Annotated in this window: 16 protein-coding genes, 1 tRNA gene and 3 pseudogenes; 9 read left to right on the top strand and 11 right to left on the bottom strand. The window is 69.5% G+C overall.

What is annotated here, in order from left to right:
• Nucleotides 1–3: 3 nt before the first annotated feature.
• Nucleotides 4–984 (top strand): ArsA-related P-loop ATPase, encoded by a 981-nt coding sequence (locus ACRWNP_RS00300; protein WP_431958806.1) that lies wholly within the window; start codon nt 4–6, stop codon nt 982–984.
• Nucleotides 981–2,411, top strand: coding sequence for an ArsA family ATPase (locus ACRWNP_RS00305; protein ID WP_431958807.1), 1,431 nt, complete (start codon nt 981–983; stop codon nt 2,409–2,411). Before ACRWNP_RS00300 ends, ACRWNP_RS00305 begins: the two co-directional genes overlap by 4 nt.
• Here ACRWNP_RS00305 and ACRWNP_RS00310 read toward each other — a convergent pair.
• Nucleotides 2,393–2,731 (bottom strand): WhiB family transcriptional regulator, encoded by a 339-nt coding sequence (locus ACRWNP_RS00310; RefSeq protein ID WP_361007162.1) that lies wholly within the window; start codon nt 2,729–2,731, stop codon nt 2,393–2,395. The genes ACRWNP_RS00305 and ACRWNP_RS00310 overlap by 19 nt on opposite strands.
• Nucleotides 2,732–3,128: 397 nt before the next feature.
• On the opposite strand from ACRWNP_RS00310, the gene ACRWNP_RS00315 reads away from it, so the two are divergent.
• On the top strand, nt 3,129–5,423 hold the full coding sequence (locus tag ACRWNP_RS00315) for a transglycosylase domain-containing protein (protein WP_431958808.1): 2,295 nt from the start codon (nt 3,129–3,131) through the stop codon (nt 5,421–5,423).
• Nucleotides 5,424–5,506: 83 nt separating this feature from the next.
• Here the strand turns inward: ACRWNP_RS00315 and ACRWNP_RS00320 are convergent, their stop codons facing one another.
• A complete protein-coding gene (locus tag ACRWNP_RS00320; RefSeq protein WP_431958809.1) occupies nt 5,507–5,968 on the bottom strand; it encodes a GatB/YqeY domain-containing protein in 462 nt (153 codons plus the stop codon).
• Between the two features lie 76 nt (nt 5,969–6,044).
• On the opposite strand from ACRWNP_RS00320, the gene ACRWNP_RS00325 reads away from it, so the two are divergent.
• Complete coding sequence (locus ACRWNP_RS00325; RefSeq protein WP_431958810.1) at nt 6,045–7,022, top strand: metallophosphoesterase; 978 nt, start codon at nt 6,045–6,047, stop codon at nt 7,020–7,022.
• A gap of 42 nt (nt 7,023–7,064) precedes the next feature.
• A tRNA-Pro gene (locus ACRWNP_RS00330) sits at nt 7,065–7,138 on the top strand.
• Nucleotides 7,139–7,217: 79 nt separating this feature from the next.
• On the opposite strand, the pseudogene ACRWNP_RS00335 reads toward ACRWNP_RS00330, so the two are convergent.
• The 6 genes and pseudogenes from ACRWNP_RS00335 to ACRWNP_RS00360 all read right to left on the bottom strand — a co-directional run bounded on the left by ACRWNP_RS00335 (nt 7,218) and on the right by ACRWNP_RS00360 (nt 11,642).
• Nucleotides 7,218–8,377: pseudogene (locus tag ACRWNP_RS00335) on the bottom strand (tyrosine-type recombinase/integrase).
• Nucleotides 8,374–8,580: a helix-turn-helix domain-containing protein gene (locus ACRWNP_RS00340; RefSeq protein ID WP_431958811.1), complete on the bottom strand. Its 207-nt coding sequence runs from the start codon at nt 8,578–8,580 to the stop codon at nt 8,374–8,376. The pseudogene ACRWNP_RS00335 and the gene ACRWNP_RS00340 overlap by 4 nt, the downstream one beginning before the upstream one ends.
• Before the next feature lie 2 nt (nt 8,581–8,582).
• Nucleotides 8,583–9,905, bottom strand: coding sequence for a replication initiator protein RepSA (repSA, locus tag ACRWNP_RS00345; RefSeq protein ID WP_431958812.1), 1,323 nt, complete (start codon nt 9,903–9,905; stop codon nt 8,583–8,585).
• Nucleotides 9,887–10,597 (bottom strand): annotated as a pseudogene (locus ACRWNP_RS00350) (LacI family transcriptional regulator); the annotation flags it as partial. The gene repSA and the pseudogene ACRWNP_RS00350, both read right to left, overlap by 19 nt.
• A gap of 27 nt (nt 10,598–10,624) precedes the next feature.
• Nucleotides 10,625–10,999, bottom strand: coding sequence for a helix-turn-helix domain-containing protein (locus ACRWNP_RS00355; RefSeq protein WP_431958813.1), 375 nt, complete (start codon nt 10,997–10,999; stop codon nt 10,625–10,627).
• A 127-nt stretch (nt 11,000–11,126) separates the two neighbouring features.
• Nucleotides 11,127–11,642, bottom strand: a complete 516-nt coding sequence (locus ACRWNP_RS00360) for a helix-turn-helix domain-containing protein (RefSeq protein WP_431958814.1) — start codon at nt 11,640–11,642, stop codon at nt 11,127–11,129.
• Nucleotides 11,643–11,943: 301 nt separating this feature from the next.
• Here ACRWNP_RS00360 and ACRWNP_RS00365 point away from each other — a divergent pair.
• The 4 genes and pseudogenes from ACRWNP_RS00365 to ACRWNP_RS00380 all read left to right on the top strand — a co-directional run bounded on the left by ACRWNP_RS00365 (nt 11,944) and on the right by ACRWNP_RS00380 (nt 16,857).
• A pseudogene (locus ACRWNP_RS00365) lies at nt 11,944–13,228 on the top strand (DUF3631 domain-containing protein).
• A gap of 204 nt (nt 13,229–13,432) precedes the next feature.
• A complete protein-coding gene (locus tag ACRWNP_RS00370; protein WP_431958815.1) occupies nt 13,433–14,332 on the top strand; it encodes a DUF2637 domain-containing protein in 900 nt (299 codons plus the stop codon).
• 300 nt (nt 14,333–14,632) lie between these two features.
• Nucleotides 14,633–15,157 (top strand): plasmid mobilization relaxosome protein MobC, encoded by a 525-nt coding sequence (gene mobC / locus ACRWNP_RS00375; RefSeq protein WP_431958816.1) that lies wholly within the window; start codon nt 14,633–14,635, stop codon nt 15,155–15,157.
• Nucleotides 15,154–16,857 (top strand): relaxase/mobilization nuclease domain-containing protein, encoded by a 1,704-nt coding sequence (locus ACRWNP_RS00380; protein WP_431958817.1) that lies wholly within the window; start codon nt 15,154–15,156, stop codon nt 16,855–16,857. The genes mobC and ACRWNP_RS00380 overlap by 4 nt, the downstream gene beginning before the upstream one ends.
• Nucleotides 16,858–16,987: 130 nt before the next feature.
• On the opposite strand, the gene ACRWNP_RS00385 is transcribed toward ACRWNP_RS00380, so the two are convergent.
• The 3 genes from ACRWNP_RS00385 to ACRWNP_RS00395 all read right to left on the bottom strand — a co-directional run bounded on the left by ACRWNP_RS00385 (nt 16,988) and on the right by ACRWNP_RS00395 (nt 24,760).
• Nucleotides 16,988–17,425, bottom strand: a complete 438-nt coding sequence (locus ACRWNP_RS00385; RefSeq protein WP_431958818.1) for a hypothetical protein — start codon at nt 17,423–17,425, stop codon at nt 16,988–16,990.
• 258 nt (nt 17,426–17,683) lie between these two features.
• Nucleotides 17,684–18,127: a hypothetical protein gene (locus ACRWNP_RS00390; protein ID WP_431958819.1), complete on the bottom strand. Its 444-nt coding sequence runs from the start codon at nt 18,125–18,127 to the stop codon at nt 17,684–17,686.
• 192 nt (nt 18,128–18,319) lie between these two features.
• On the bottom strand, nt 18,320–24,760 hold the full coding sequence (locus ACRWNP_RS00395) for an RHS repeat-associated core domain-containing protein (RefSeq protein ID WP_431958820.1): 6,441 nt from the start codon (nt 24,758–24,760) through the stop codon (nt 18,320–18,322).

Here is a 24,760-nt window from a genome sequence, read left to right on the forward strand (position 1 = left end):
GGTGTGAGGCTCCACATCGTGACGGGCAAGGGCGGCACGGGCAAGACGACGGTCGCCGCGGCGCTGGCACTCGCGCTGGCCGCCGAGGGACGGCGCACCCTGCTGACGGAGGTCGAGGGACGCCAGGGCATCGCCCAGGTCTTCGAGACCGAGGCCCTCCCCTACGAGGAGCGCAAGATCGCGGTGGCGCCGGGCGGGGGCGAGGTGTACGCCCTGGCCATCGACGCCGAACAGGCGCTGCTGGACTACCTCGACATGTTCTACAAGCTCGGCCGGGCCGGCCGGGCCCTGAAGAAGCTGGGCGCGATCGACTTCGCCACCACCGTGGCGCCGGGCCTGCGCGACGTCCTGCTGACCGGCAAGGTCTGCGAGGCCGTGCGCCGCAAGGACCGGGCCGGCTGGCGGTCGTACGACGCGGTGGTGCTGGACGCGCCGCCGACCGGGCGGATCACCCGCTTCCTCAACGTCAACGACGAGGTCGCCGGGCTGGCCCGGTTCGGCCCGATACACAATCAGGCGCAGGCCGTGATGCGGGTGATGAAGTCCCCGGAGACCGCGGTGCACCTGGTCACCCTGCTGGAGGAGATGCCGGTCCAGGAGACCGTGGACGGCGTGGCGGAGCTGCGCGCGGCCGGGCTGCCGACCGGGGCCGTGGTCATCAACATGGTGCGCCCGGTGGTGATGGACGGCGTGGCCGTGGCCTCGGCGCGCGACGGGCGGCGCACAGCGATCGCCAAGGCGCTCTCCCAGGCCGGGCTGGGCGGCGCGCGGCGCGGTGGCCTCGCGGAGCGGCTCGTCGACCCGCTGCTGGCGCAGGCGCACGAGCACGCGGAGCGGGTGGCCCTGGAGCGCGCCCAGCGCGCGGAACTGGCCGCGCTGGGGCTGCCCGCGTACGAGCTGGAACTGATGGGCGACGGGGTCGATCTCGGCGGGTTGTACAGATTGGCTGAAAATCTGCGGAAGCAGGGGTTGGGGGTCGCATGAGCCTGGAGAGTCCGGTATTGGACATCGACCCGCTGATCGACGATCCGCAGACCCGGATCGTCGTCTGCTGCGGCTCGGGCGGGGTCGGCAAGACCACCACGGCCGCGGCGCTGGGTGTCCGCGCCGCCGAGCGGGGCCGCAAGGCCGTGGTGCTGACCATCGACCCGGCGCGCCGGCTGGCGCAGTCCATGGGGCTCACGGAACTCGACAACACCCCGCGCAAGGTGGCCGGGATCGACGAGTCCGCGGGCGGCGAGCTGCACGCGATGATGCTCGACATGAAGCGGACCTTCGACGAGGTCGTGCTGCAGCACACGGACCGGGAGCGGGCCCGGGCGATCCTGGACAACCCCTTCTACCAATCGCTCTCCGCGGGCTTCGCCGGCACGCAGGAGTACATGGCCATGGAGAAACTCGGCCAGCTGCGCGCCCTCGACCAATGGGACCTGATCATCGTCGACACCCCGCCGAGCCGGTCGGCGCTGGACTTCCTGGACGCCCCGAAGCGGCTGGGGTCCTTCCTGGACGGACGCTTCATCCGGCTGCTGATGGCCCCCGCGAAGGTCGGCGGCCGGGCGGGCGTAAAGTTCCTCAATGTCGGGATGTCGATGATGACCGGCACGCTCAGCAAGGTCATGGGCGCGCACCTGCTGCGCGACGTGCAGACCTTCGTGGCGGCGATGGACTCGATGTTCGGCGGCTTCCGCTCCCGGGCGGACGCCACGTACAAACTGCTCCAGGCGAACGGGACGGCGTTCCTGGTGGTGGCCGCACCGGAGCGGGACGCACTGCGGGAGGCGTCGTACTTCGTGGAGCGGCTGGCGGCGGAGAACATGCCGCTGGCCGGGCTGGTGCTGAACCGCGTGCACGGCAGCGGGGCGGCGCAGCTCACGGCGGAACGGGCGCTGGCGGCGGCCGAGGCGCTGGACGACCTGGACGCCGATGGTCCCGCGGGCCGCGGCGCCCTGACCGATGATCCTCCAACTCCCCAGCTGACCGGGGAGTTTGACGAACCCGCAGAAAATCTTCAAAGCGCCGGCATTGTGGATCAGCCCCGCGGGAAAGCTGGACTCGGTACGGCCGACGGCGGCGAAGGGACCCCGGGTACGGACAGTGCGGACACGAACTCTCCCGAATCGCCCGACGGCCACCCCGCCGATTCCGCGCCCGCGCAGGACCCGCCCGCGGGCCGGCCCACGGAACCGGACCCGCTGGACGCCGACCGTCTCGCCGCCGGCCTGCTGCGCCTGCACGCCGAGCGGATGCAGCTGGTCGCGCGCGAGCGGCGCACCCGCGACCGCTTCGTCTCCGTGCACCCGGACGTGCCGATGGTCGACGTCGCGGCCCTGCCCGGCGACGTGCACGACCTCGAGGGCCTGCGCGCGATCGGCGAACGGCTCGCGCAGGGTCAGCCGACGGCGGCGTAGTCGTCGTAGCCCTCGTCGTCGAGCGGGAGCACACCCGTGCTGCGCTCGTACTCCGTGCGCGCCGTCTCCAGCAGCCTGCGCCACGAGGTGACCGTGGGACGCCGGCGCAACAGCGCCCTGCGCTCCCGCTCGGTCATCCCGCCCCAGACGCCGAATTCGACGCGGTTGTCCAGGGCGTCGGCCAGGCACTCGGTGCGTACCGGGCAGCCGGTGCACACCGCCTTGGCCCTGTTCTGGGCCGCTCCCTGGACGAAAAGTTCATCCGGATCCGTCGTGCGGCACGCGGCCTGCGTACTCCAGTCCGTAACCCAGCTGCTCATGCTGGCGCCGTCCTCTCCCGAATCGAGGCTCCCCCACGGCGGCAAGCGGCATATTCACCGTTGCCAGTTGAGGACGTTACGGAAGGTGGGCACGGCGCAACAGCCCTTTCAGGCCCAATCTTGAATGGCCCGAACGGACTATGCGTACGCGGCAGATCACCCGACGGAGTGAGCCGACGACAGAACAGGCGAATTGGCGCAAAACGGCCAGATCGCCACTTCGAGGGCCTGAGATCCAGGTCATATGGCTGGCATATGACAGGAATTCGGGCAGTTCTCATCACCCACAAGAGTGAGGACGGAAGACAGACGTGTGCGCAGTGTTCGCGCCTGTCTGTTACAGAGTAGGCGAACAAGCATGCCCACGTCTTAAGAATGGCAACGTAAGCTGCACCCCATGGGTCACAAGCGATCGCGCCCCACCGGCAGCGGGGGCACCAGCACCGCTCAGCAGGCCGCCAAGTTCCTCGGGGTCAGTGTCATGGCCGGCGTCGTGCTGGCCGGCATCGCCCTCCCCGCGGCCGGAGCTCTCGGACTGAGCGCCAAGGGCACCGCGGCCGGCTTCGACTCCCTGCCGGGCGAGCTCAAGCGCCCGCCGCTCTCCCAGAGCACCCAGATCCTGGACGCCAAGGGCGACCTGATCGCGAACGTCTACTCGCGCGACCGCAAGGTCGTGGGGCTCGACAAGATCAGCAAGTCGATGCAGCAGGCCATCGTCGCCATCGAGGACGCCCGCTTCTACGAGCACGGCGCCATCGACGTCAAGGGCATCCTGCGCGCGCTCAACAAGAACGCCCAGGAGGGCGGTGTCTCCGAGGGCGCGTCCACCCTGACGCAGCAGTACGTGAAGAACGTCTTCATCGAGGAGGCCGGCAACGACGCGACCAAGGTCGCGCAGGCCACCCAGCAGACCATCGGCCGCAAGATCAAGGAGATGAAGTACGCCATCCAGCTCGAACAGGAGCTGGGGAAGAAGAAGATCCTCGAGAACTACCTCAACATCACCTTCTTCGGCGAACAGGCGTACGGCGTCGAGTCCGCCTCCCGCCGCTACTTCAGCAAGTCCGCCAAGGACCTGTCGCTCACCGAGTCCGCGCTGCTGGCCGGTCTCGTCCAGTCACCGAGCCGCTACGACCCCGTGAACGACCCGGAGGAGGCCAAGAAGCGCCGCGACGTGGTGCTGCAGCGCATGGCCGACCTGAAGGACATCACGCAGGCCGAGGCCGACGCCGCGAAGAAGAAGCCGCTCGGCCTCAAGATCAGCCAGCCCAAGAACGGCTGCATCACCGCCGGCAACGGCGCCGGGTTCTTCTGCGACTACGTGCACCAGGTCTTCCTCAGCGACAAAGCCTTCGGCAAGACCAAGGCCGAGCGCTCCAAGCGCTGGGACCAGGGCGGCCTCACCATCCGCACCACCTTGGACCCGAAGGCGCAGCAGGCGGTCCAGGACTCGATCAGCCGGCACGTGTACAAGAGCGACGACGTCGCCACCGCCGTGACGCTGGTCCAGCCCGGCACGGGCAAGATCGTCGGGATGGGCCAGTCCCGCCCGTACGGCTTCAAGAAGAACCAGACCCAGATCAACTACTCCGTCGACCGGAGCATGGGCGGCGGCGCCGGCTACCAGCCGGGGTCGACGTTCAAGCCCTTCACCGCCGCGGCCGCCCTGGAGAAGGGCATGTCGACGGCGCAGGTCTACCCCTCGCCGTACGAGATGCCGTACCCGGACGTCACCGACTGCAAGGGCAACCGCTACACCAGCGACGCCAAGGTGCCGAACGAGAGCAAGTCCGAGGTCGGCCCCTACGGGATGAGGGAGGCGCTGGCGAAGTCGATCAATACCTACTTCGTCTCCCTCGAGGCCGACGCCGGCCTGTGCGACGTGACGCGGATGGTCAACGCCCTCGGCATCACCGAGCGCGCCGGCGGGACGAAGCTCGGCCTCGGTGCCTCCTTCACCCTCGGCGTCAACGAGATGTCGCCGCTGAAGATGGCCGCCGCCTACGCGGCCTTCGCCAACAAGGGTGAGTACTGCACGCCGATCGCCATCGAGTCGGTCACCGACGCGAACGGCAAGAAGCTGCCGGTGCCGAAGACCGAGTGCGAGCGGGCCATGTCCGAGCAGACCGCCTCCACGATCAACACCCTGCTCAAGGGCGTGGTCGAGGACGGCACCGGTCAGCAGGCCGGGCTGAACGACCGCGACAGCGCGGGAAAGACCGGTACGACGGACTACCGCTTCGCCGCCTGGTTCGTCGGCTACACCTCGGACATGGCGGGTGCCGTCTGGGTCGGCGACCCGGCCCACAAGCGCAAGATGACCAACATCACCATCGGCGGCCGGTACCACGCCGAGGTCTACGGCGCCGACACCCCGGGCCCGATCTGGAAGGACGCGATGTCCGGCGCCCTGGCCGGCACCGTCTCGCCCAGTCTGCCGACGGTCGCCATCAAGGATCCCGAGAAGCCGCGGGACGAGAATGACGACCGCCACGGCCGCGGCAACAACGGCGGCAACGGCAACGGTGGGGACGGCGGTCTCCTCGGCGACATCTTCGGTGGCGACACCCTGGGCGCCGACGGTGTCAACGGTTTCACCACCGGCGGCGGCAACGGCCGCAGCGGTGGGACCAACAGCACCACGGGCCCCGGGACCGGCACCCCTGAGACGGGTGGCACCGGGCCGGGCTGATCCCCCACGGAATGTGACATGACGCCGAAGGGGCGCCTGGACCGATCGGTCCAGGCGCCCCTTCGGCGTTCCGCCGGGCGCGGTCAGCCGTCCGCGAGCTGCCTGCGCACCTCCGCGGCGACCCGGCCGCCCTCGGCCAGGCCCGCGACCTTCGGGGTCACGATCTTCATGACCGCGCCCATCGCCTTGGGCCCCGCGGCCCCCGACTCCTCGATCGCCGCGGCGACGATGCCGGCCAGCTCCGCGTCGTCCAGTTGCTTCGGCAGGTACGCGGCCAGCACCTCGCCCTCGGCCAGCTCACGCTCCGCGGCCTCCTTGCGGCCGCCCTGCTCGAAGGCGTCGGCGGCCTCCCGGCGCTTCTTCGCCTCGCGGGCGATCACCTGCAGCACCTCGTCATCGGAGAGCTCGCGCGCCTGCTTGCCCGCGACCTCCTCCTTGGTGATCGCGGTGAGGGTGAGACGGAGGGTGGACGAGATCAGCTCGTCGCGCCCCTTGATGGCAGCCGTGAGGTCGTCGTGCAGACGCTGCTTGAGCGTGGTGGTCATGGCCCCGAGTCTGCCAGGTCGCCGCCGGGAGGGCCGGAAATTTATCCCTGACGAGCCGTCTGCCACCATGGAGGGCATGCGCGCGCGATACGGAGTACCCCTGGGCATCACAGCTGCCGGTGCGGCCTGCGTGGCCTACGCGGCCGGAATCGAGGTGCGGTCCTTCCGCCTGCGCAGGGTGGCGGTGCCGGTGCTGCCGGCCGGGATGCGGCCGATCCGCGTCCTGCAGATCTCCGACATCCACATGGTCAGCGGCCAGAACAAGAAGCGCCGATGGCTGCAGTCGCTGGCAGGGCTGCGCCCGGACTTCGTGGTGAACACCGGGGACAACCTCTCCGACCCCCACGGCGTCCCCGAACTGCTGGACGCCCTCGGCCCGCTGCTCGACCTCCCCGGCGCGTACGTCTTCGGTTCCAACGACTACTACGCCCCCAAGCTGCGCAACCCCGCCCGCTATCTCGTCGAGCGCGTCCGGGGCGTGCACGGTCTCAACGGCAAGAACGACCCGGCCATCGGCGTCACCCGCAACCCCTGGGAAGAGGTCCGCGACGCCTTCGACGTGGCCGGGTGGGTCGGGGTCAACAACACCCGCGGCCGCCTCAAGCTCGACGACGGCATCGAGATCGCCTTCGCCGGCCTCGACGACCCGCACATCCGCCGCGACCGCTACGCCGCCATCGCCGGCGGCCCCGACACGGACGCCGACCTCTCCCTCGCCGTCGTCCACGCCCCGTACCTGCGCGTGCTCGACTCCTTCACCGCCGACCGCTACCCGCTGATCCTCGCCGGTCACACCCACGGCGGACAGCTGTGCATCCCCTTCTACGGCGCCCTGGTCACCAACTGCGACATCGACACCGACCGGGTCAAGGGCCTGTCCACCCACGAGGCCGCCGGCCACCGCTCCTATCTGCACGTGTCCGCGGGCTGCGGCACCAACCGCTACACCCCGGTCCGCTTCGCCTGCCCGCCCGAGGCGACCCTGCTCACCCTGACACCGGCGCCTGAGCCGCCGGGGAAAACCGGATTTCGTCTCCAGCGGGAGGTCCGCTAGAGTAATCCTCGTCGCGCCGGGCCCAAGGCCACGAAGCGACACCGGGGTGTGGCGCAGCTTGGTAGCGCGCTTCGTTCGGGACGAAGAGGCCGTGGGTTCAAATCCCGCCACCCCGACTTCGGAAAATGCAGGTCAGGGCCGGTTTCCCCAATGGGGAGACCGGCCCTGCTTGCTGTTGAGTGTCTAAGTGAGTGTCTACGGCTTCGGATCGCGCTTGAAGATGCCGTCCATCACGACCGCTCCCGTCTGGATCACCGGGCGGATCTGCTTCCGGTAGACCTCTTCGGTGACGGCCGTACCGGAGTGGCCGACCAGGCGCGAGATCTCCTCCAGCGGGACACCGCGGTCCGACAGCAGCGAGACGAAGCTGTGCCGCAGCTCCCGGGGCGCGCCGCGTTCACGCCCTCCGCGTTCTTGAGAGCCGCCCGGAAGGCCCGCCGGACGTGCGAGGCGTCTGCCTCCTTCCCCACGGCCGAGCAGAACACGAGCCCGTGCTCCTCCCACGAGTCGCCGGCCGCCAGGCGGTCCCAGCCCTGGTCTTCCCAGTGCTGCCACAGCACGTCCACGCACCGGGCGGGGAGCGCGAGCGTGCGGCGTGACTTCCTGGTCTTCGTGTCTCCCCCGGAGCGGACCGAGCGCCACACCGCCATGTAGGGCGGGGTCGGCGGGTCGGTCTTGGGGTCGCCACGCAGGTAAACGTGGTCCCAGGTGAGCGCCCGCATCTCCTCGGTACGCGCTCCGGTGAGGAGCGCCACCACGATGTAGGCGTGCATCGAGGTACGTTCGGCAGCAGTCAGCACCGCCTCGGCTTGGGCGAGGGTGAGCGCCTTGGACGGCCGGCCAGGCTGTCCCTTCGGCACCGAGCACAGCTCCACGACGTTGCGCTTCACCTTGTCCCGGGCCAAAGCCCGCTTCACGGCGCGGTTCAGGCAGGAGTGGATGCCTTCCAGAGTTCGAGTGCTGAGAGTCTGCGCCAGCTTGCCGAGCCACTTGTCCACGTCTTCGGCGCTCAAGTCCCGCAACTTTCGGGCCCCGAGCGCCGGGATGATGTGAATGCGGCTGAGGCTGGTGCAGGCGTCCACGGTGCCCTGGTCGCGGCCCGCCAGCCCGTAGGCCAGCCAGTCGTTGACCGCGTTCGCCACGGTGTAGCCGGACGGTGCCAGCGCCAAGCCGTCCTCGTAGTTGCGGATGAGTTCCTTGAGCTTGTTCTTGGCCTCGGTCTTCGTCTTTCCACTGGCCCGCTTCATGATCCGCTTGCCGCTGGGGTCGGAGCCGAGACTCGCGGCGGCGATCCACCGTTGCCGCGTCTCGCTCCAGTAGAGCCCGCCGTCCCCGCGACTCCGCCGCGTGCTCATCGCTTGCCCCCAGCTTCCCGCTCCAGCAGCGCGACGTAATCAGCGATTGCCGACGCAGGGATGAGCCGTGTACGGCCCTCTTTGACCGTGCGCAGGCGACCAGTGCGGATCAGCTCATAGATCACCGTACGGCTCAGGTTCAGCACCTTCACGGCGTCCGGAACCCGATAGAGCGCGGGCCGAGCGGGAGTTGCCGTCGTCATGGTCACCACTCCCCCGCCTGGTCTTCGGGTAGGTCGGCGAGGGCTTCGCGGGCGGTGTCGCGGTTGGTGCGGATGTCGCGGGCGATGCTGGCAGCGAGCCAGGACTCTCCCGGTGTGTGGCCGTGTCCGGCGTAGGTCCAGTGGGCGAGCACGAGCGTGGAACCCTCCAAGGTGTCATCGGGATCGGGAAGCCCGCGCTCACGGCGTTCCTGGCGGGCGCGGTAGTCGGCGCGGACCTGGCGCAGCGCGCCCAGGGTGGTGGAGTAGCGGCGGGACTTGGTGGAGAAGTGCCCGCGAAAGCCCAGCATGTGAGCCCAAGCGCGCAGCTTGCGGTCCGGATAGTGCGGGTCGAGGTCGAAGCAGGCTTCGATCAGACGGCGGGTGTGGGCGGGGACGTCGAACAGGTCGAGGGCCTCGCGGTTGCCGACCCGGCGGTCTACAGTGCCGGTAGTCTCGGCGGCCTTGGTGGCGTACTTGGCCACGTATGCGGCGACGGCCTGTTCGGTCAGTTCCTGGCCGTCATCCGTGCCGATCGGGCGGACATCGACCTGCGAACCCCAGCGCAGCTCCCGCGCCCGGAGGGTGCCGGCGGCCGGGACCGGAACCGAGACCCGAGCCGCGGCGGCATGGATCGCGGCATCCAACAGCGCCACACTCGCCCACGACGGCGGAACATCCTCCGGACCACCGGGGCCGTCGAGTCGCACGATCGCGTGGAAGTGCACGGCCCCGCGCTGTTGGTACTCGGCGACCTTCCCGAACGAGACCCGACAGACCTCCTTCATGGCGGTCTGGGAGAGTTCGGCGCGGGCGGCGATCTCCCGGCGCAGGTAGATCGTGAAGCGCCGCCACAGGTCGCCCGCGTGGTTGTTCCACAGCACCGCGCCCGCGTAGTCGTACCGCTCGGGATCGAGCGGCGTGCCGATGGCGGAGTCGTGCTCGCTGTGGGCGGTGCCGCAGCGGCAGCGGCCGGTGTCGGGGCGGTTGTGGACCGGCCCGAACGACGGCGCGGTCAGCGTGGCGAACACCTTCGGATGGGTGCGGACCGCCACCGGGACGTCCTTGCGCTCATCCCCGGTCAGCCCCGCGCGGATCAGGTGGAAGGTGTCCCCGGCATAGGTCCAGGCGCACGACGGGCAGCGCGAGGCCCGGCGGTTGCCACAGGCCACCCGTAACCGGCCCCCGGGCTCACCGTCGGTCGAGTACGAGTAGAGGACGTCGCCTGACTTGGCGTCGCGGGTGACGGTGAGCCCTTGCAGGTGGATCGGGTCGGCGCAGCCTCCAGTGCGCTGGATCTGCTCCCGCCAAGTTCGTACAGCTGCCACTCGACGCGCACGGCACCGGGCCGGGCGAACTCCGCTTCCAGGCCGACGATTTCGCCCCAACGCATGCCGGTGTAGCCCTTGAGGACGACGGCGACGAACTCGTCGTCGCGGCCGGAGAGCAGAGCGGCCCGCTCGGCGGTCAGCAGGATGCCGAGGGGGTCGGTGACAACCTTCTCCGGCCCGCGGTCGCGGGAGCGGCCGGCGCGCTTGCCGCGCCCGCGCCGCCTGGCCGCAGGGTTGGAGACGATCAGACCCTCGTCGATCGCGTCCTCGAAGATCAGGTGGAGCGTCGAGCGCCAGGTCTTGACGCTGGAGGCCGCGTAGACGGCCTTCTCCTTCTTCTCCCACAGGTCGACGTCCGTGCGCAGGATGCCGGCGAGCGCCTTGTCCTCGAAGTCAGGGAGCAGGTGCTCCTCGATGTGGCGCTTGTAGTTCTGCATGGTCGAGGCGGCCAGGTCCTGGGCCTCGTACCAGCGGTTCGCGTACTCGCCGAAGGTCTCCTGGCCGAGTGCCGGGTCGCGCCAGTCGCCGCGCCGGTACTTGTTCTCTGCCTCGGCCGCTGCCCGTTGCGCCTCGCCCTTGGTGGCGAACCGGATCGCCTTGCCGGTCTCGTCGACGACCGTGTTGTGCTTGCCGGGCGCGGTCTTGTACCGACCGCGCCAGTAGTTTCCGCGCTTCTCCGCGAAACCCACGTACCCCTCCCCTTCCTCGTCCTCGTGTTACGCGGCGGTCCCGAACTGGCCCTGGCGTGTTCGGCGTGGTGGCCGGGCGCGCAGGCGAGCCGGGGTCGCGGCAGACCTCTGGGAAGGCTGGGGAGTGGGTGCTTTGGGAGCGGGAGCAGCCGCCGAGGGCTGCTGCGGGGAGGCAGGGCGTGCCTCATGCATGCGGATGATCTCGGCGAGGTGCTCGCCGGTGAAGCGGTAGGCGCGACCGGCCCGCGTGAAGGGGATGAGCCGCCGCCGGGCGCGGTCCTTGACCCACCAGGCGGAGCAGCCCAGGACGGCCGCGACTTCCTCGGGGCGATAGAGGCGCGGGAGGGCTGAGTCGGCGCGCGGAGTCGGTGCGGAGACAGGGGGTATTGCGGGTTGGCGCAAGGGGTGAGTCCTCTTCTGGCGGGCATGGGTGCGGCAACACCGGCCCGCCGGCAGATCGCCTGGGATGAGGGGGTGAGATGCCCGTGCTGGGGGTTTGCGGGCCCAGGACGGGAGCAGGAGTCGGAGGCTATGCCTCGTCGGACGAGCCGGTGTCACGGTGCTCGCCGGGCGGCGGCCCGTACGTCTCCAGCAGGTGCTTGGTGGACGCCTCGGCCATGGCGTTGGAGACCATCACGTCCGCTTCCTCGCGGATGTCGGGGTGCTCGGCGAGGTACGCGTCCAGGGCGTCACGCGCCTGGGCGAAGGCGGCGTTGGCCCGCTGGGTCTCGCGGAATGCGTCCACGACCGCGTCGATGAGTTCCATGGCGTGGGCCTGGGCGGCGAGTTGCGGGGGGCCGACGAGGTTGCGCAGGTCGAGGCCGAAGACCTCGGCGAAGCCGATGACCTCGTCGAGGTTGATGCGGCGCTTGCCGTTCTCGATGCGCCAGACCGCGGACGGGTTCATTTCGAAGCCGGCCTCGTTCAGGCGGTCGGACAGGGCGTTGGTGCTCCAGCCGCGCGCCTCGCGCTCCAGCTTGATGCGCACCGCGACGTTCGCCTCACCGCTGAGCAGCACACCCTGCTGGGCGTCTTCGTCGGTCACGGGGCACCTCCTTCCGTTCGTAGCAAGCCACTGCCATATGCAGCAACCCCACCACAGTAGCACGCTTCCTGCGAGATGCAGAACACTTCTGCGAACGGCAATTCATGTGGCACACTGGTAGCCCCACCGCAGTAGCCCGAGGAGCCCTCACGACCCACGTCCGATAGAGCCGCAAGCAAAAAGCCCCCGGCTGTCACCGGGGGCCAAGCGCAAACCTCTCAACCGCCATCCCTAGCGATCGACCCGCGTGGCCGGGATTGCCGTCCCGTATGGCCCGCGAGCAGAGGAGCTGATGCCAAGTATGACCGATCCTCAGCCGAATACGCCATCCCTCCAGGCCGACGGCACCCCGCCGAGGCCACCGGCTGCCGCAACCGACCAGCAGCCAACTCACACCGCGCCGCCCGCCGACGAGGTCCGCAACGACGGACCCGACGTCGTGCCTGTGTCCGAGGGGGCGCAGATATTGGCTGACCTGCGGGCCCGGATCAAGCGGTTCGTCGTGATGCCGAGCGAGGAGGCCCTCACCGCGGTGACCCTGTGGGTGGCGGCCACCCACATACAGCCCGCGTGGCAGCATGCGCCGCGTCTGGCGGTGGTGGGGCCGGCAAAGCGGTGTGGCAAGTCGCGGCTGCTCGATGTGGTGACCGAGACCGTGCATGCACCGCTGATCACGGTCAACGCCAGCCCGGCGGCGATCTTCCGCTCGATCACCGCCGAGGATCCGCCCACGCTCCTCGTCGACGAGGCCGACACACTGTTCGGCACCGCCAAGGCGGCCGAGCGCAACGAGGACCTGCGTGGCCTGCTGAACGCCGGCCACCAGCGCAACCGGCCCACCTTGCGCGTCACGGGCCCGGAACACACGCCGGTCGCCTTCCGACGTTCGCCATGGCCGCTCTGGCGGGCATCGGTGACCTGCCCGACACGATCATGGACCGGTCGGTGGTCATCCGGATGCGCCGCCGGGCACCGGGCGAGACCGTCGCGGCGTTCCGCACCGGGCGGGACACCCCCGCCCTGCACGCCGTCCGCGACCGCCTCACCGCCTGGCTTCAGCCTCTACGCGCCGAGGCGATGGACATCGAGCCGGACATGCCGGTCGAGGACCGCGCAGCCGACACTGGGAGCCTCTGGTGATCGTCGCCGACCTCGCCGGAGGCGACTGGCCCACGCTGGCCCGTACGGCCTGCCGGGTGATGACCGACCATGAGTCGGGCAAGGACGCGGACACAGGACTGCGCACCCGCATCCTGATCGACATCCGGCGGGTCTTCACCGCCGAGCGCGACCCCGCAGCGCTGCGCACGAGCCGCCTGCTCGAAGAGCTCAACAGCGACGAGGAAGCGCCGTGGGCCGAATACGGCCCTACCGGGCTGACCTCGCGCCGCCTCGGGATCCTGCTGGAGGACTACGGCATCCGTCCGGGCAATCACCGCTTCCCCGGCGGTGTCCAGGCCAAGGGCTACGCCCGAAACCAGTTCCTCGACGCCTGGGCCCGCTACTGCCCCGCACCGGCGGCTGAGACAGCGAAACAAGCCGAACCCGGCGAAGCCGCAGGATCCGCCACCAGCACCGCAGCCTGACCCAACTCGACCCGTCACACCCGTCCCCGCGCAGGTCAGCGCCGGGACGGGTGACCGGCCCGCAACGAGTCAACCCGACATCGTCATGCCTCCCGTACCTACCCTGACCAGGCACGCAACGGGTGGTACGAGTCACCGCGCCTCACGGCGGCCACGCGTCCCGCGCCGTGGCCGCCGCCCGAACCCCACCTGGAGTGCCTCCGCTTGACGTCCCGCACCGCCACCAGCGCGCCCACCGCCATACCGGGTACCACCGCTATCCGCTTCGGCATCGCCCTGCTCGCCGCGGTGGCCTTCGCCCTCTCCTACGACGCCCTGCGTCAGATGGCCGTCGCCATCCACATCCGCGGATTGCTCACCTACACCTTCCCCCTGGTGATCGACGGCTTCATCGCCATCGGTATCGGCGCCCAGCTCATGCTGCGCACCGCCCCGCTGCGCTCACGGCTGTACGTAGGGGCACTCGTCGGCCTGGCCACCGGCGTGAGCATCGGGGCCAATGCCGTACACGCCATCCGCCTCAACCAGCAGACCCGCCCCAACGGACTGCACCTGGACAACGCCACCGTCGGCGCACTGTCCGCCCTCGCCCCACTCGCCCTGGCCGGCGCCGTCCACCTCTACCTCGTCATCCGACGCCACCCCACACCTCACCCCCAGGAAGCCGACGCCACCGCACGCCACAACCCTGCCAACCGCAGCCACAACGACGCCCGCCCCGCTGCCCCTACCGACGACAACTCCGATCAGCCGGAGCCGACGGGTCTCGACGTGGCGGACCGGCAGGCCGACGTGGCGCGGGGTTACGCCGAGGTGGCACAGGACGCCGCCGACGTGCCGAAGCACGCGCAGCCTTTCGCCGAGCCGGAAGGCCAGCAGCACCACACCGTGTCCGACGAACTCCTCGCCATCGCCCGAACCGCGCCGCTGGGACGCGGAGGCCGTGCCTCGCGCCGCCACATCGAAACGGCGATCCGCAGCAGGAGCCTCCCCCTCAGCAGGACCGACGCAGAAACGATCAAGAACCTCCTGCAGGCCGAACTCGATGAGGCCGCCCTCCAGCGGAAGGACGCCCTCGACGAAGCCCCCGCTGTCGCCCTCTGAGCCCCTTCGGCCGCCCCATCGCTCGTCCCGCTCGACTCGCACCACTCGTCCCCGCGCAGGTCAGCGCGGGGACGGGTGGCCGCCCCGCAACGGGTCAACCCGGCATCACCATCCCGCCCACTTCACCCCTGACCAGGCAGTCAGTCACCAACACCCCACGGAGACCGCCCCATGCACCACCCGCACCACGAAGCCCCCACCACCCAGCAGGAGATGACCACCACCCCAGCCACCCGGCCAGCAAGGTATCCCGCTGGACCGTCCACAGGCCGGCCCCACGGGGAAGCCTCCGCCCCAGGGGTGGCGGAGGCACTCGGGCACCAGGGGGCGCCCGAGGAAGAACAGCCCGTCGCCGACGTCTCCACCACCGCTGCTGTTCCGCTGCCGCACGCCGCCGAAGCAGCCGCCCTGCAGCGCGTCGCCCGCCGTCGCAAACCTGACCCGAACGGCCAGCGCAAGAAGCGGGTCGATGCCCGCTACAGCGTCGAGGAGAAGGCCGCCATCCTCGCCAAGGCCAGGTCGCTGAACGTCAGCGGCGCCCACTACGTCACCCTCGCCCACGTCCACGGCGACCTCACCGTGCCCGGCCAGCGCGCCCAGCTCGACGACTACATCGACGAACTCAACGCCCTGCGCCAGCAGGTCGCCGCCATCGGCCGCAACATCAACCAGATCGCCAAGAAGCTCAACTCCGGCGGCGATCCACACCCTGGGGACAGCGAACTACTGGCCCACACCGACCAGACCTTGCACGCCGTCGCGGAGGCTGTGCGCCACATCGCGGCAGCCGCGAACCAGGCCGTCAGCCACAAGGCGGCCCGATGATCGCGAAGCTCACCGGCGGCCAGGACACCGCCAACTTGATCCGCTACCTGTACGACACCAGGAAGAAGGGCCACACCGACCCTCACCTGGCCGCTTCCTGGGATGGCTTCGCTCCCGATCCCGGCCGCGCCGACGACTTCGACGCCACGAAGAGGCGCCTGGTCGCCGACCTCGACTTGCACGTCAAGCAGGCCGATCGGCTCGGCCGCGCACCCGAGAAACACGTGTGGCACTGCTCGATCCGCGCCGCCGAGACCGACCACCACCTCAACGACGAGGAGTGGGCCGACATCGCCCGCCGCGTCGTCGCCGCCACCGGCATCGCCCCTGACGGCGATCCGGACGGCTGCCGCTGGGTCGCTGTGCGGCACGCGCCCGACCACATCCACATCGCTGCCACCAAAGTCCGCGCCGATCTGCGCACCGCACGCCACTGGAACGACTACCTCACCGCGGACCGCGAACTCGCCGCGATCGAGAAGGAGTACGGCCTGCGCCAGGTCGTCCGTGGAGACCGCACGGCCGCCAAGCGACCCACCCGTGCGGAACAGGAGAAGGCCAAGCGCGCCGGCCAGGCCCGCACCGCCCGCGAACGACTGCGCACCACGGTCCGCACCGCGATGGCCGCCGCCACCAGCACAGAGGAGTTCATCAGCCTGCTCCAGCGCACCGACGGCATCCTCGTCGACGTCAAGCACTTCCCGTCCGGTGACGTGCGCGGCTACACCGTCGCCCTCGAAGGCGACACCAACGGTGCGAAGGAGCCGGTCTGGTACTCCGGCTCCGAACTCTCCCCGGACCTGTCCTTCCCCAAGATCCGAAAGCGCCTCGACTCCGCCGACCCACAGCAAGGCCCGCGTAAGGCCGACCCGTGGCACCAGGCCACCGCCGCCGCGGAGCGCATCCCCCACCGCCTCGGGCACGGCGACGACGCAGCCGCCCAGGCCCACCTGGCAGCCTTCGGCGAAGCCCTCGACGTCCTCCCCCTTCTCGCGCCCCAGACCGTCCGGCCCCAACTCTTCCAGGCAGCAGAGGCATTCGAGCGCGCCACCCGATCCCGCGTCCAAGCCGAGCACCACCATGCCCGCGCCCTACGCGGCGCCGTGCGAGCCATGGTCCGCGAACCCGCCCCCAAGGACGGCGCCACCCTGGCGATGTTCCTTGACGCCGCGATCCTCGTCGTCATCGCTGCCACCCGCTGGCACCAGCTCCGCCACCACGACCAGCAAGTCGCCGCCGCCCACCAGACCTTGATCCATCTCCAGGCCGCCTACGAGCAGGCAGCCGCTGCGCCATTGGCCGCCCTCGCCCAGCGCCGACCGCCGCAACAGACCGTGACCCGGCACATCCGCCACCTCCACCAGGCCGTACCCGAGCACGCCGAGCAGCTCACCGAAGACCCCGCCTTCGGCGCCCTCACCGCTGTCCTCGCCGAAGCCGAGGCCGCAGGTCACAACCCTGAGCGGCTCCTCCAGCAGGCCGCCGCCCAGCGCACTCTGGACGACGCCCGATCTCCCGCCAGGACCCTGGCCTGGCGTATCGAGCGCCTCAGTGCACGGCCGGTACCTAGCGCCCGAGCCCGCGCGGCACAGGCCCGCAGCACAGCACGGGGGAACATATCTGCCCAGCGTTCCACCGCTCCCGTCCACGAAGCAGCCACCACCCCCGTCCCTCAACCGCAGCATGGACGGCGGCGCTGATCACGGCCGGAGGGGCAACTGGGGGCGAGCAGTTCGATTGAGGTCCCCCACTTGGCAGCCGTTCAGGCCCCGATCCCGCAGAGCCTGAACGGCTACCCCTTTGAACTGTCCGCGCGTTCTTCCCGCGAGCCTACGGCGAAACGACTCCGACTTCCCAGGTATCCGCGTCCGGACTTCGCCTGTAGAAGACGTTCGACTGAACGGGATCACACAATGCGACGAGGATCTCGCCTTCTTCCAGGTCCACGACCCTCTGAAACAAGGAACTCCTCCCTGCCCTCACTCGCAGCACCTTGAACTCGAACCGGTGCGCGCCGGGCGGAAGCTCAACGAACTTGGGCATCTTCGCGTCGCGACTGCGGGAGCAGAGCTCAACGCCGTTCTCCCGGAGAGACACGACACCCGCCTTGTACGTCAGGCTTCGAAGTGGCTCCCTGATCTCGGCAAACACCAGAACTCCTGTTCGCCTTCTGCTCTGCTCTCTCCGCAAGCGCCACCTGACGACAAGGGGCAACCGCTTTGACTCCTCAAGCGCTTTCACCGCGGGACTCCGACCGGATTCCGCCATGAGCTAATCATCCTCCCAGCGGCCGGGGTCTCCCAGGTTGCCTCCCGTGGTGGTTCCGATCGTCGCGAAAACGACAGAACTCACGTTGGCGACACGGCATAGCGCGCGACACGATCGCACCCCCTTTGAGGACTGTTCGCGTAACGATGCCTGCTCCTGCTGCCTCCCGTAGCGCTGAGGAATAGTCAAGACCTGTAGATCAGTTGAGGTGCTTCAGGCCGATTCCCTCTTGGGTTCGGGACCAGGTGACGGAGCCGGTCACGAACCCCCGCTGAGCGCCATCCAGAGGGTGCCCGCTGCTGTGGTCGCCGCGCATAGAGCGAGGGCGGTGTCGGCGCAGGGGGAGCGTGTCCAGTGGGTTTTAGGGCGAAGGTCGGGAGTTGGTGGGTGGGGGGTGTTGTGCCAGGTGGTAATGGTGTGGGCCGCTTCCTCGCTGGTGCCCTTGATGCGGTCGACGAGTGAGCCGCCGAACGCGAACGACGGGATGCGCTTGTCATCGTGGAGGTGCAACTCCAGGGTGCCGTGGTCGTCCACCTCGGCTCGGGCGAGGGCGGACCGTGGGATGGTGTGGGTGCGTAGAGGGTTGATGACGACCAGTGTGGCCTCGTGTAGGGCGACCTTGCAGGTGGCAATTCGGCCCAGGATTGCTGCCAGGGCCAGGTAGACGGGGATTCCCTGCCAGCCCATGCGGAAGCCGTTCACCGAGGTAACTTTCCAGACGGCCGCCAGCATTCCGATGCCGAGGGCCGTGATGGCTGTTCCGCAGAGGATGGGCCAGGAACGGCGGCGAAGTACGGTTCGACCTTGTGATGATAGCTTCGTCATCGCTCTCTTTCCCTTCCTGGCCCTTCGGCAGTGCCTCAGGTTCTCATGGTCGCGTTCGGCGGTGGGCGCTCAGCACCAGCCCGCTGACGCTCCCGGGCTTGACGCGCCCACGCCGCAGAAGGTGAGCGAGTTGCCGAGGTTGAGGGTCATGTTGGCCTGGGTGGCGCCCCAGTCGACGGTCTTGCGGTAGCCGTAGATCGTGACGTTCTCCATTTCGGAGACCGTCTTGACCCGGGTTCGGCTCACGAAGGCCGAGCCTCGCCAGCTGCCCGCCAGTCCGCGGGCCACGCCGCCGCCCGCAAGCGTCCAAGCAAGGCTCTTGCCTGCCGCGGCGTAGTTCCAGCTTCCGGTTGTCAGGCCGTCGCCGACGAAGGTCGTTCCGACGGCGACTACGCCTGCTACGGTGCAGACTCCCGCCGAGACCACCACGCAGGTGCCGAAGGCCAGCCCTGGGATGACCCGGTTCTTCCAGCCGTCCCAGGTCGTGAACGTGTCCTTCAGCCAGCCGCCGGTGCCGCGTGCCGCGCCCTTGAGCTTGCCCCAGAAGCCGTCGTCCTTCTTGGGTTCGGGACCGGGGTTGGGCGGGACAGTCTTGAGCCAGCCCTTGGGGGCAGGAGTGGAGGGCAGGTCGAGGTTGCGGCGGCCGGGGATGCCGCCCAGGCCGGTGGGCTTGGTGTTGCCCTTGACCAGGACGGGGCGGGAGCCGCAGCGGCAGGCCCGGACCGGGCCCTCGGAGTTGCCGGCCTTCTTCTTGCTGGTGCTGACCGGAATGCCGCCCCGGCACGTGATGCCGTACTTCTGCGGCTCGTTGCACTCGGGGACGCCGAGGCCCGACGGGTCGGCGAGAGTCGACGGGTTCTGGACGGCGTAGCTGTAGCCGTTGAGGGTCTGTCCCACGCTGGTCTGCAGGAGCGGGTCGACGCTGATGAACTGGCCGATCACGGGGTCGTACTGGCGGGCGCCCACGTGGGTGAGGCCGGTGCCGGTGTCGGTGGTCTTGCCGAGGAAGCCTTTGTCGTCGGGCCAGGCCGTGCCGGTGGTGCTGCCCCGCTCTGCGCCGAAGGGCGTCAGGTAGCGGCGGGAGTACGCCTGGTCCGTAGCGTCGATGGCGAGGGCGGCGGTGGCGTGCTCATCGGCGACCAGATAGCTGAGCTGGTTGGTTCCGCTCTCGTTGGAACGGACGGCCACCGTCAGGTCGTCGGAGCCGTAGTGGCGTTGCGCCCAGGTGGTGCCGTCGGCGCGCAGGTGCAGTTCAGTCGCGCCCGCGTACAGGACGCGTTCACCGTCCTGCGTGGCGCGGATCAGGAGAGTGCCGTCGGCGCCGTAGAGGGAGTCCGTTGTTTTCCCGTTCTCCGTCAGGCTTGACAGTCTGTTCTCGTCCGACCAGACCAGGCTCTGGGTGGCCGTGCCGTCGGGGCGGATGGTGGTGTTGCCCGCGCTGTCGACGTCGTAGGCGCGATCCGGTGTGGTGCAGTTCGCGGTCTTGCTGGTGCCGGTCAGGGCGTGCGGCTGGGCCGACTTCTCGTAGCAGTAGGTCGTGTTGGTGGTGGCGGTGCTGGTGCGGGCGGTCTCCGTGGTGCGCTGGCCGGCGTCGTTGTAGGTGTAGCTGGTCCAATACGGGGCCCGGCCGCCCAGGGTGCTGGCGTTGCGGGTGTCGGAGCAGTTCTGGGAGGCGGGTGTCCATGCCTCCGTCAGGCGGCGGTGGCCGTCATGGTTGAAGCACTGAGTCTCCGGCGCGGCGATTCCGCCGAGGGTGCTGGTGTCGGCGATGGAGGTGACGTTGCCCGCCTGGTCGTAGGTGTAGATGAGGTTCTGCAGCTTGTAGGGGTGCGTCTGATCGGTGACGTGGCTGCCGAGGAGCCGTCCGGTGCCCTCCTCCCAGGTGTTGGTGATGTACGCCTTCTTGTGTGCCTCGGTGTTGGCGGTGCCGAGGACCGCCTGTCTGGCCTCGCCGAGGGGGGAGTAGTCGACGTCGAGGAGGTAGCCGGTGCTGCCGCCCAGGGAGGTGAGCTGACCGGTGCCGGTGTAGCCGTAGTCGACGATCTCCGAGGGCAGGCCGCCGAGTGCGGGCTCCTTGGCGCTCTGGAGGGTGCCGTCGATGTTGTAGTTGGTCTCGAACTGGACGGTGGCGGCACCCGCCCCGGCGAGCGGGTCGGAGGCGGGCAGGGTCAGTTCGGTGGTGGTGGGGCGGGACATGCTGTCGTAGGCGGTGACGGTCTCGGTGTACGCCGTGCCTGTCTTGCCGCCGACGTAGCGGATGCTCGTGTCCGCCTCGCCCTTGAGGAGTGCGTCGTAGGTGTAGGCGGTGAGCTGGTTGGCGTCGGTCTTCGAGCCCTTCCAGGTGCCGGTGGTGCGGCCGAGGGCGTCGTAGCCGGTGATGACGGACCGGCCACGGGAGTCGGTGGTCTGTGTCGGCCGGTCCATCTTGTCGTAGGCCAGCTTCGTCAGGCCCTTGTCGGGGTCGTCCGCGTTGGTCTTGCGGCCGAACAGGTCGTAGCCGTAGGTCCACTTGGCGCCGTCGGGGCCGGTGACCTCGGTCTGCATGTCGTCCAGCGTGTATTGGAAGCGGGTGCTGGTGTACGAGGCTGTGCCCGCGCCGCCGTCGAACTGGGGGTCGGCCGGGCTCGGGCCCGCGTACTCCCGGGTTTCCACCGTCCGGTCCCGGGCATCGGTGATGGTGCGGGCCGCGGATCCGCCCTGCACAGCGCTGGTGGCGGTGGAGTCACCGGTGTGGGTCGTGGTGGTCGACCACTTCTTCACCCCGTACACGTACAAGGTGCTGGTGATCGCCCGCTCCGCGCCGTCGTAGACCGTCTCCGTCTGCCGGGGCGCCTCGCCGTACTCCTCGCGGGTGTAGGTGCCGTTCGGGGTGCTGGTGCTGTCGAAGATGTCCTCGTACTTCTCGTACTCCAGTCCGCGGGTGTTGTAGCGGAGGTCGGTGAGGATCCGGCCGCCGACCGGGGTGGGGGATTGCGTCTGGATCGGGCGCATCAGCGAGTCGTGGAACTCGTAGGTGGTGTTGTACGTCTCGCCGTCCCGCTTGAGAGTCGAGGTGGAGACCCAGGACGGTTCGGTGGCGCTGATGCGGTACGCGTACGTGGTGTTCGCGCTGTAGCCGGCGGCCTTGTTGCGGTTGGGCTGCCAGACCGCCGTGAGCCGTCCCAGGGCGTCGTAGGTGGTCTCGGTCTTCTTCAGGTTGGCGTCGTACACGCGCAGTTCCTGGCCGTGCCGGTGGTCCAGGAAGCTGGTGATCTTGTGGCCGAGGGGGTCGGTGACGATCGTCTTCGTCAGCGGGCCGGCGGCGGCGGGGGTGTAGGCGGTGTTGGTGGTGTTGCCCTCGGCGTCGGTGACGTCGACGGGGCGGCCCAGGGTGTCGTACGTGGTGGTCGTGGTCCGCTGCCAGTCTGAGGCCGGGCGCAGGCCGTCCGTGCCCGCGGTGGCGGAGTAGCCGGAGGCACGGCCGGTCCAGGTGGCCGCGCCCTTGGTCGGGGTCTGGGACGCCGACCAGGCGGTGGCGGAGGGGTTGTCGTAGACGGTGGCGGTGTCGGTGAGGACATCGCCACGGGTCTCCGAGTTCGCCGGGAGGTTCAGGCTGGTGTCGGCCACCGAGCAGGACTGGCCGACGGTACGGGTACGGGAGACCAGGTCGGTGATACCGGCCGCGTCGTTACGGGCGTACCAGGTGCGGGTGCAGGTCTGGTCGCCGCCCTTGCCGACCTCGCCGGAGTCGTCGGCCGTGGCCGGCATGCCGTAGTCGTCGTAGGTCGTGGCGACCGAGCGGGCGCGCCAGGTCCCGGAGGCGGTCAGGTAGGTATGGGTGGTGGACTTCCCCGATCGGACGTAGCGGGCCACGTGGTCGGCGGCGTCGGGCGCGCTCTGTCGTGCCGTTTCCTTCGACCACGGGTCGTTGACCTCCACCGTGATCGGGGTCGAGCCGTTGTACGTGACGTGCTCGCGGCGTGTGCCCGCGTACTGGTCGCTGTCGGTGATGCTCGCCGCCCCGATCGACGGGGCCGTCAGCGGGGCGAGGGAGACGGAGCGGGTGGTGCCGTCCTTCTTCTTGTCGCCGTGCATGCCCTGCATGTAGAGGGAGACGGTCTTGGAGCGGGTGGTGCTCGCGGCGCCGGTAAGGACGGTGACCTCGCGGTAGCCGCGCCAGCCGGACCAGGTGCGCTCCGCCTTCGGGGTGAGCGGGTCGTCGTTGTAGTGCCAGGCGGCGCCCTTGTAGTCGTAGGCATACTCGACGGCGTCGTTGTGACCGGCCGGGTCGGAAACGACGACGGCCAGGACCCGGTACTTGTGGAACCAGTCCACCGACGCCTCGGAGGAGCCGTTGATGTTCCAGTACCTCGGGTAGCAGGAGCGGGTGTTGGTGTCCTCGGCGGCGCCCGTCACCTCGCTGCGCACGCACTCCGGTGAGGAGAGGGTGACCGTGGTGATCGAGCCGCTCTCGGAGGTAACGGTGGAGATCCGGGGGCGGGTCAGCGGCAGGATGTCGTCGGTGCCGTCGACGCGGTTCTCGCGCCACTGGTAGGTGAACGTGATCGGGTTCAGCGCGATGGCGGTGTCCCCGGCCTTGCCGGTCCGCTTGATCGACTTCAGGGTCAGTACGTGGTCGGAGGTGTCGCCGATGTCCCCGCCGTCCTGGTACTCCTGGGTGAGTGCCCAGGAGTCCACCGGGTCGTAGGCGCTGGTGGTGGCGTTCCAGGAGGAGGTGGCGACGCCGGTCAGCCGCTTGCGGGAGAAGAACGAGGGGCCGGAGGCCAGACAGTCCGTGTCCCCGTCGGTGCAGATCGCGTCGAAGGGCACATCTGGCCAGTTCTTGGCGGTGTCCTTGGTCAGCGAGGAGCAGTCGGTGACGGTGCAGCGCTCGGCGTGGGTGAAGGTCACCTTGGCGTCGGCGTCGTCGGTGAACAGCGCGCCCTTGCGCAGTCCGTACTTGATCTCTGCCAGGTAGCCGCCGCGGGTGTAGGCGGCGTTGGCCGTGGTGGCCTTGTTCTTCTTGTAGTGGTTGGTCTCCTTGGCGTACCAGTACGTGGAGGCATTGGCGTGGGTGTCCTCGACGTAGTCGAGGTTCCACCGCCACGCCTGGGTCACGGAGCGGTCCGCGAAGGAGTCGCCGTTGCCGTAGCCGGGCTCGCCGGAGTCGTCGCCGTAGACCGGCACGGTCCAGGTGGAGTCGGTGCGCTGATCGGTGGCGCCGTCGAGCTTGTTCAGGCCGAAGACGTACTTGGTGCCGTCGCCGGTGATCACGGTCCAGTACTCGCCGTTGCCGTCGCCGTTGTCGGCGCCCGTGGAGCGGGTCACCAGGGAGGCGTCGTCGTTCTCCAGCCGCCAGGTGCTGTCCCAGGTGCCGGACACCTTCACCAGGCGGCTGGCCTTGCCGTTCAGGACGAGTTGGGCGTTGTCGTACTTCCAGCAGGTGTCGAAGACATCCTCGTGGCCGTCGTCGTCGCAGGAGTTGTAGGAGCGTTCGATGTAGGACTCGGTGATGCTGAAGCCCTCTCCGACCGCGCTGCCCTGATTGTTGGTAGCGGCGGTACGGCCGTCGACGCTGCCCGAGTCGTAGGTGAGGGACAGCTCGGGGGTTGGTCCGGCCGCGGCGGGCGGCATGTTGAAGTCGTGGCTCCAGGAGAAAGTGCCGGAGTTGTCGCCGGCCTCCCAGGACGAGGACTCCGACAGTTCGGTGGCCGAGTAGTCGCCGGAGCCCGAGGGGGACTCGCCCGCGCCCGGGTCGGTCGCGGTCACGGCGAACACCGCCGCCTCCGACGTGGCCGCGTCCGCCAGTTGCGTCGAGGGGCCGTCACTGGTCTCCGACAGTGGGACAGAGGCGGTGATGGTCTGGCCGACGAAGTCGTTGTCGGACTTGACCGGGGTAGGAGTGCGGCACGCGGACTTCTCCGGCGTGTCCAGGGCGCAGCCGGGGAGGCGCACCAGGCGCAGTCGGGAGGACCAGCCGCCGCCGATCGACGAGGCGAAGCCGCTGTAGTCGATGCGGAGTTCGGCCTGTCCTGCCTCGTCCGCCTCGGCGGTCAGCAGCACGCCGGTGATGCCAGCGTCCCTGGCGGCTTTCTGGTCGAGAACCGTGATCCGCGCGGTGTTGCCGGATACGGCGCCGTTCTTACCTCCGGCCGGAGCGATGCTGACGGGAAGGCCGCCGGGCTCTGCCTGGACTGGCTTGCCGACGTCCAGTTCGACGCGCGCGTCGCCCTGCTCGGGCCAGGCAGCCTTCCGCTCCGCACGAGCCTGTCGGGCGCGTTCGGCATCGGCCTTCTTGTCCTTGGCAACCTTCGCGCGGGCTTCCTTCGCGCCGGGCCCGTCGACTTCCCTGACCTTGCTCACCCGCTGGTCGGGAACGTCCGGTCGGCCGAGTCCCTTGTCGGCGGCCTGCGCCACAGGGGCCAGCCCGGTCGGGGCCACCAAAGACAGGGCCAGGAACGTCACGATCGTCCCGGCGCGCTGTCTTCTGTCGCCCCGCGCGCTCCTTGATGTGCCTATGCCAAGAGCCAT

Source organism: Actinacidiphila sp. bgisy160 (assembly GCF_965342435.1).
In the GTDB taxonomy this organism is placed as follows: domain Bacteria; phylum Actinomycetota; class Actinomycetes; order Streptomycetales; family Streptomycetaceae; genus Actinacidiphila.

Excerpts from the sequence above, each read along its gene's own strand:
- ACRWNP_RS00340 (WP_431958811.1), bottom strand. The coding sequence starts at position 8,580 with ATGACGACGGCAACTCCCGCTCGGCCCGCGCTCTATCGGGTTCCGGAC.
- ACRWNP_RS00315 (WP_431958808.1), top strand. The coding sequence starts at position 3,129 with ATGGGTCACAAGCGATCGCGCCCCACCGGCAGCGGGGGCACCAGCACC.
- ACRWNP_RS00380 (WP_431958817.1), top strand. The coding sequence starts at position 15,154 with ATGATCGCGAAGCTCACCGGCGGCCAGGACACCGCCAACTTGATCCGC.
- ACRWNP_RS00310 (WP_361007162.1), bottom strand. The coding sequence starts at position 2,731 with ATGAGCAGCTGGGTTACGGACTGGAGTACGCAGGCCGCGTGCCGCACG.
- ACRWNP_RS00385 (WP_431958818.1), bottom strand. The coding sequence starts at position 17,425 with ATGGCGGAATCCGGTCGGAGTCCCGCGGTGAAAGCGCTTGAGGAGTCA.
- ACRWNP_RS00395 (WP_431958820.1), bottom strand. The coding sequence starts at position 24,760 with ATGGCTCTTGGCATAGGCACATCAAGGAGCGCGCGGGGCGACAGAAGA.
- ACRWNP_RS00320 (WP_431958809.1), bottom strand. The coding sequence starts at position 5,968 with ATGACCACCACGCTCAAGCAGCGTCTGCACGACGACCTCACGGCTGCC.
- ACRWNP_RS00325 (WP_431958810.1), top strand. The coding sequence starts at position 6,045 with ATGCGCGCGCGATACGGAGTACCCCTGGGCATCACAGCTGCCGGTGCG.
- ACRWNP_RS00305 (WP_431958807.1), top strand. The coding sequence starts at position 981 with ATGAGCCTGGAGAGTCCGGTATTGGACATCGACCCGCTGATCGACGAT.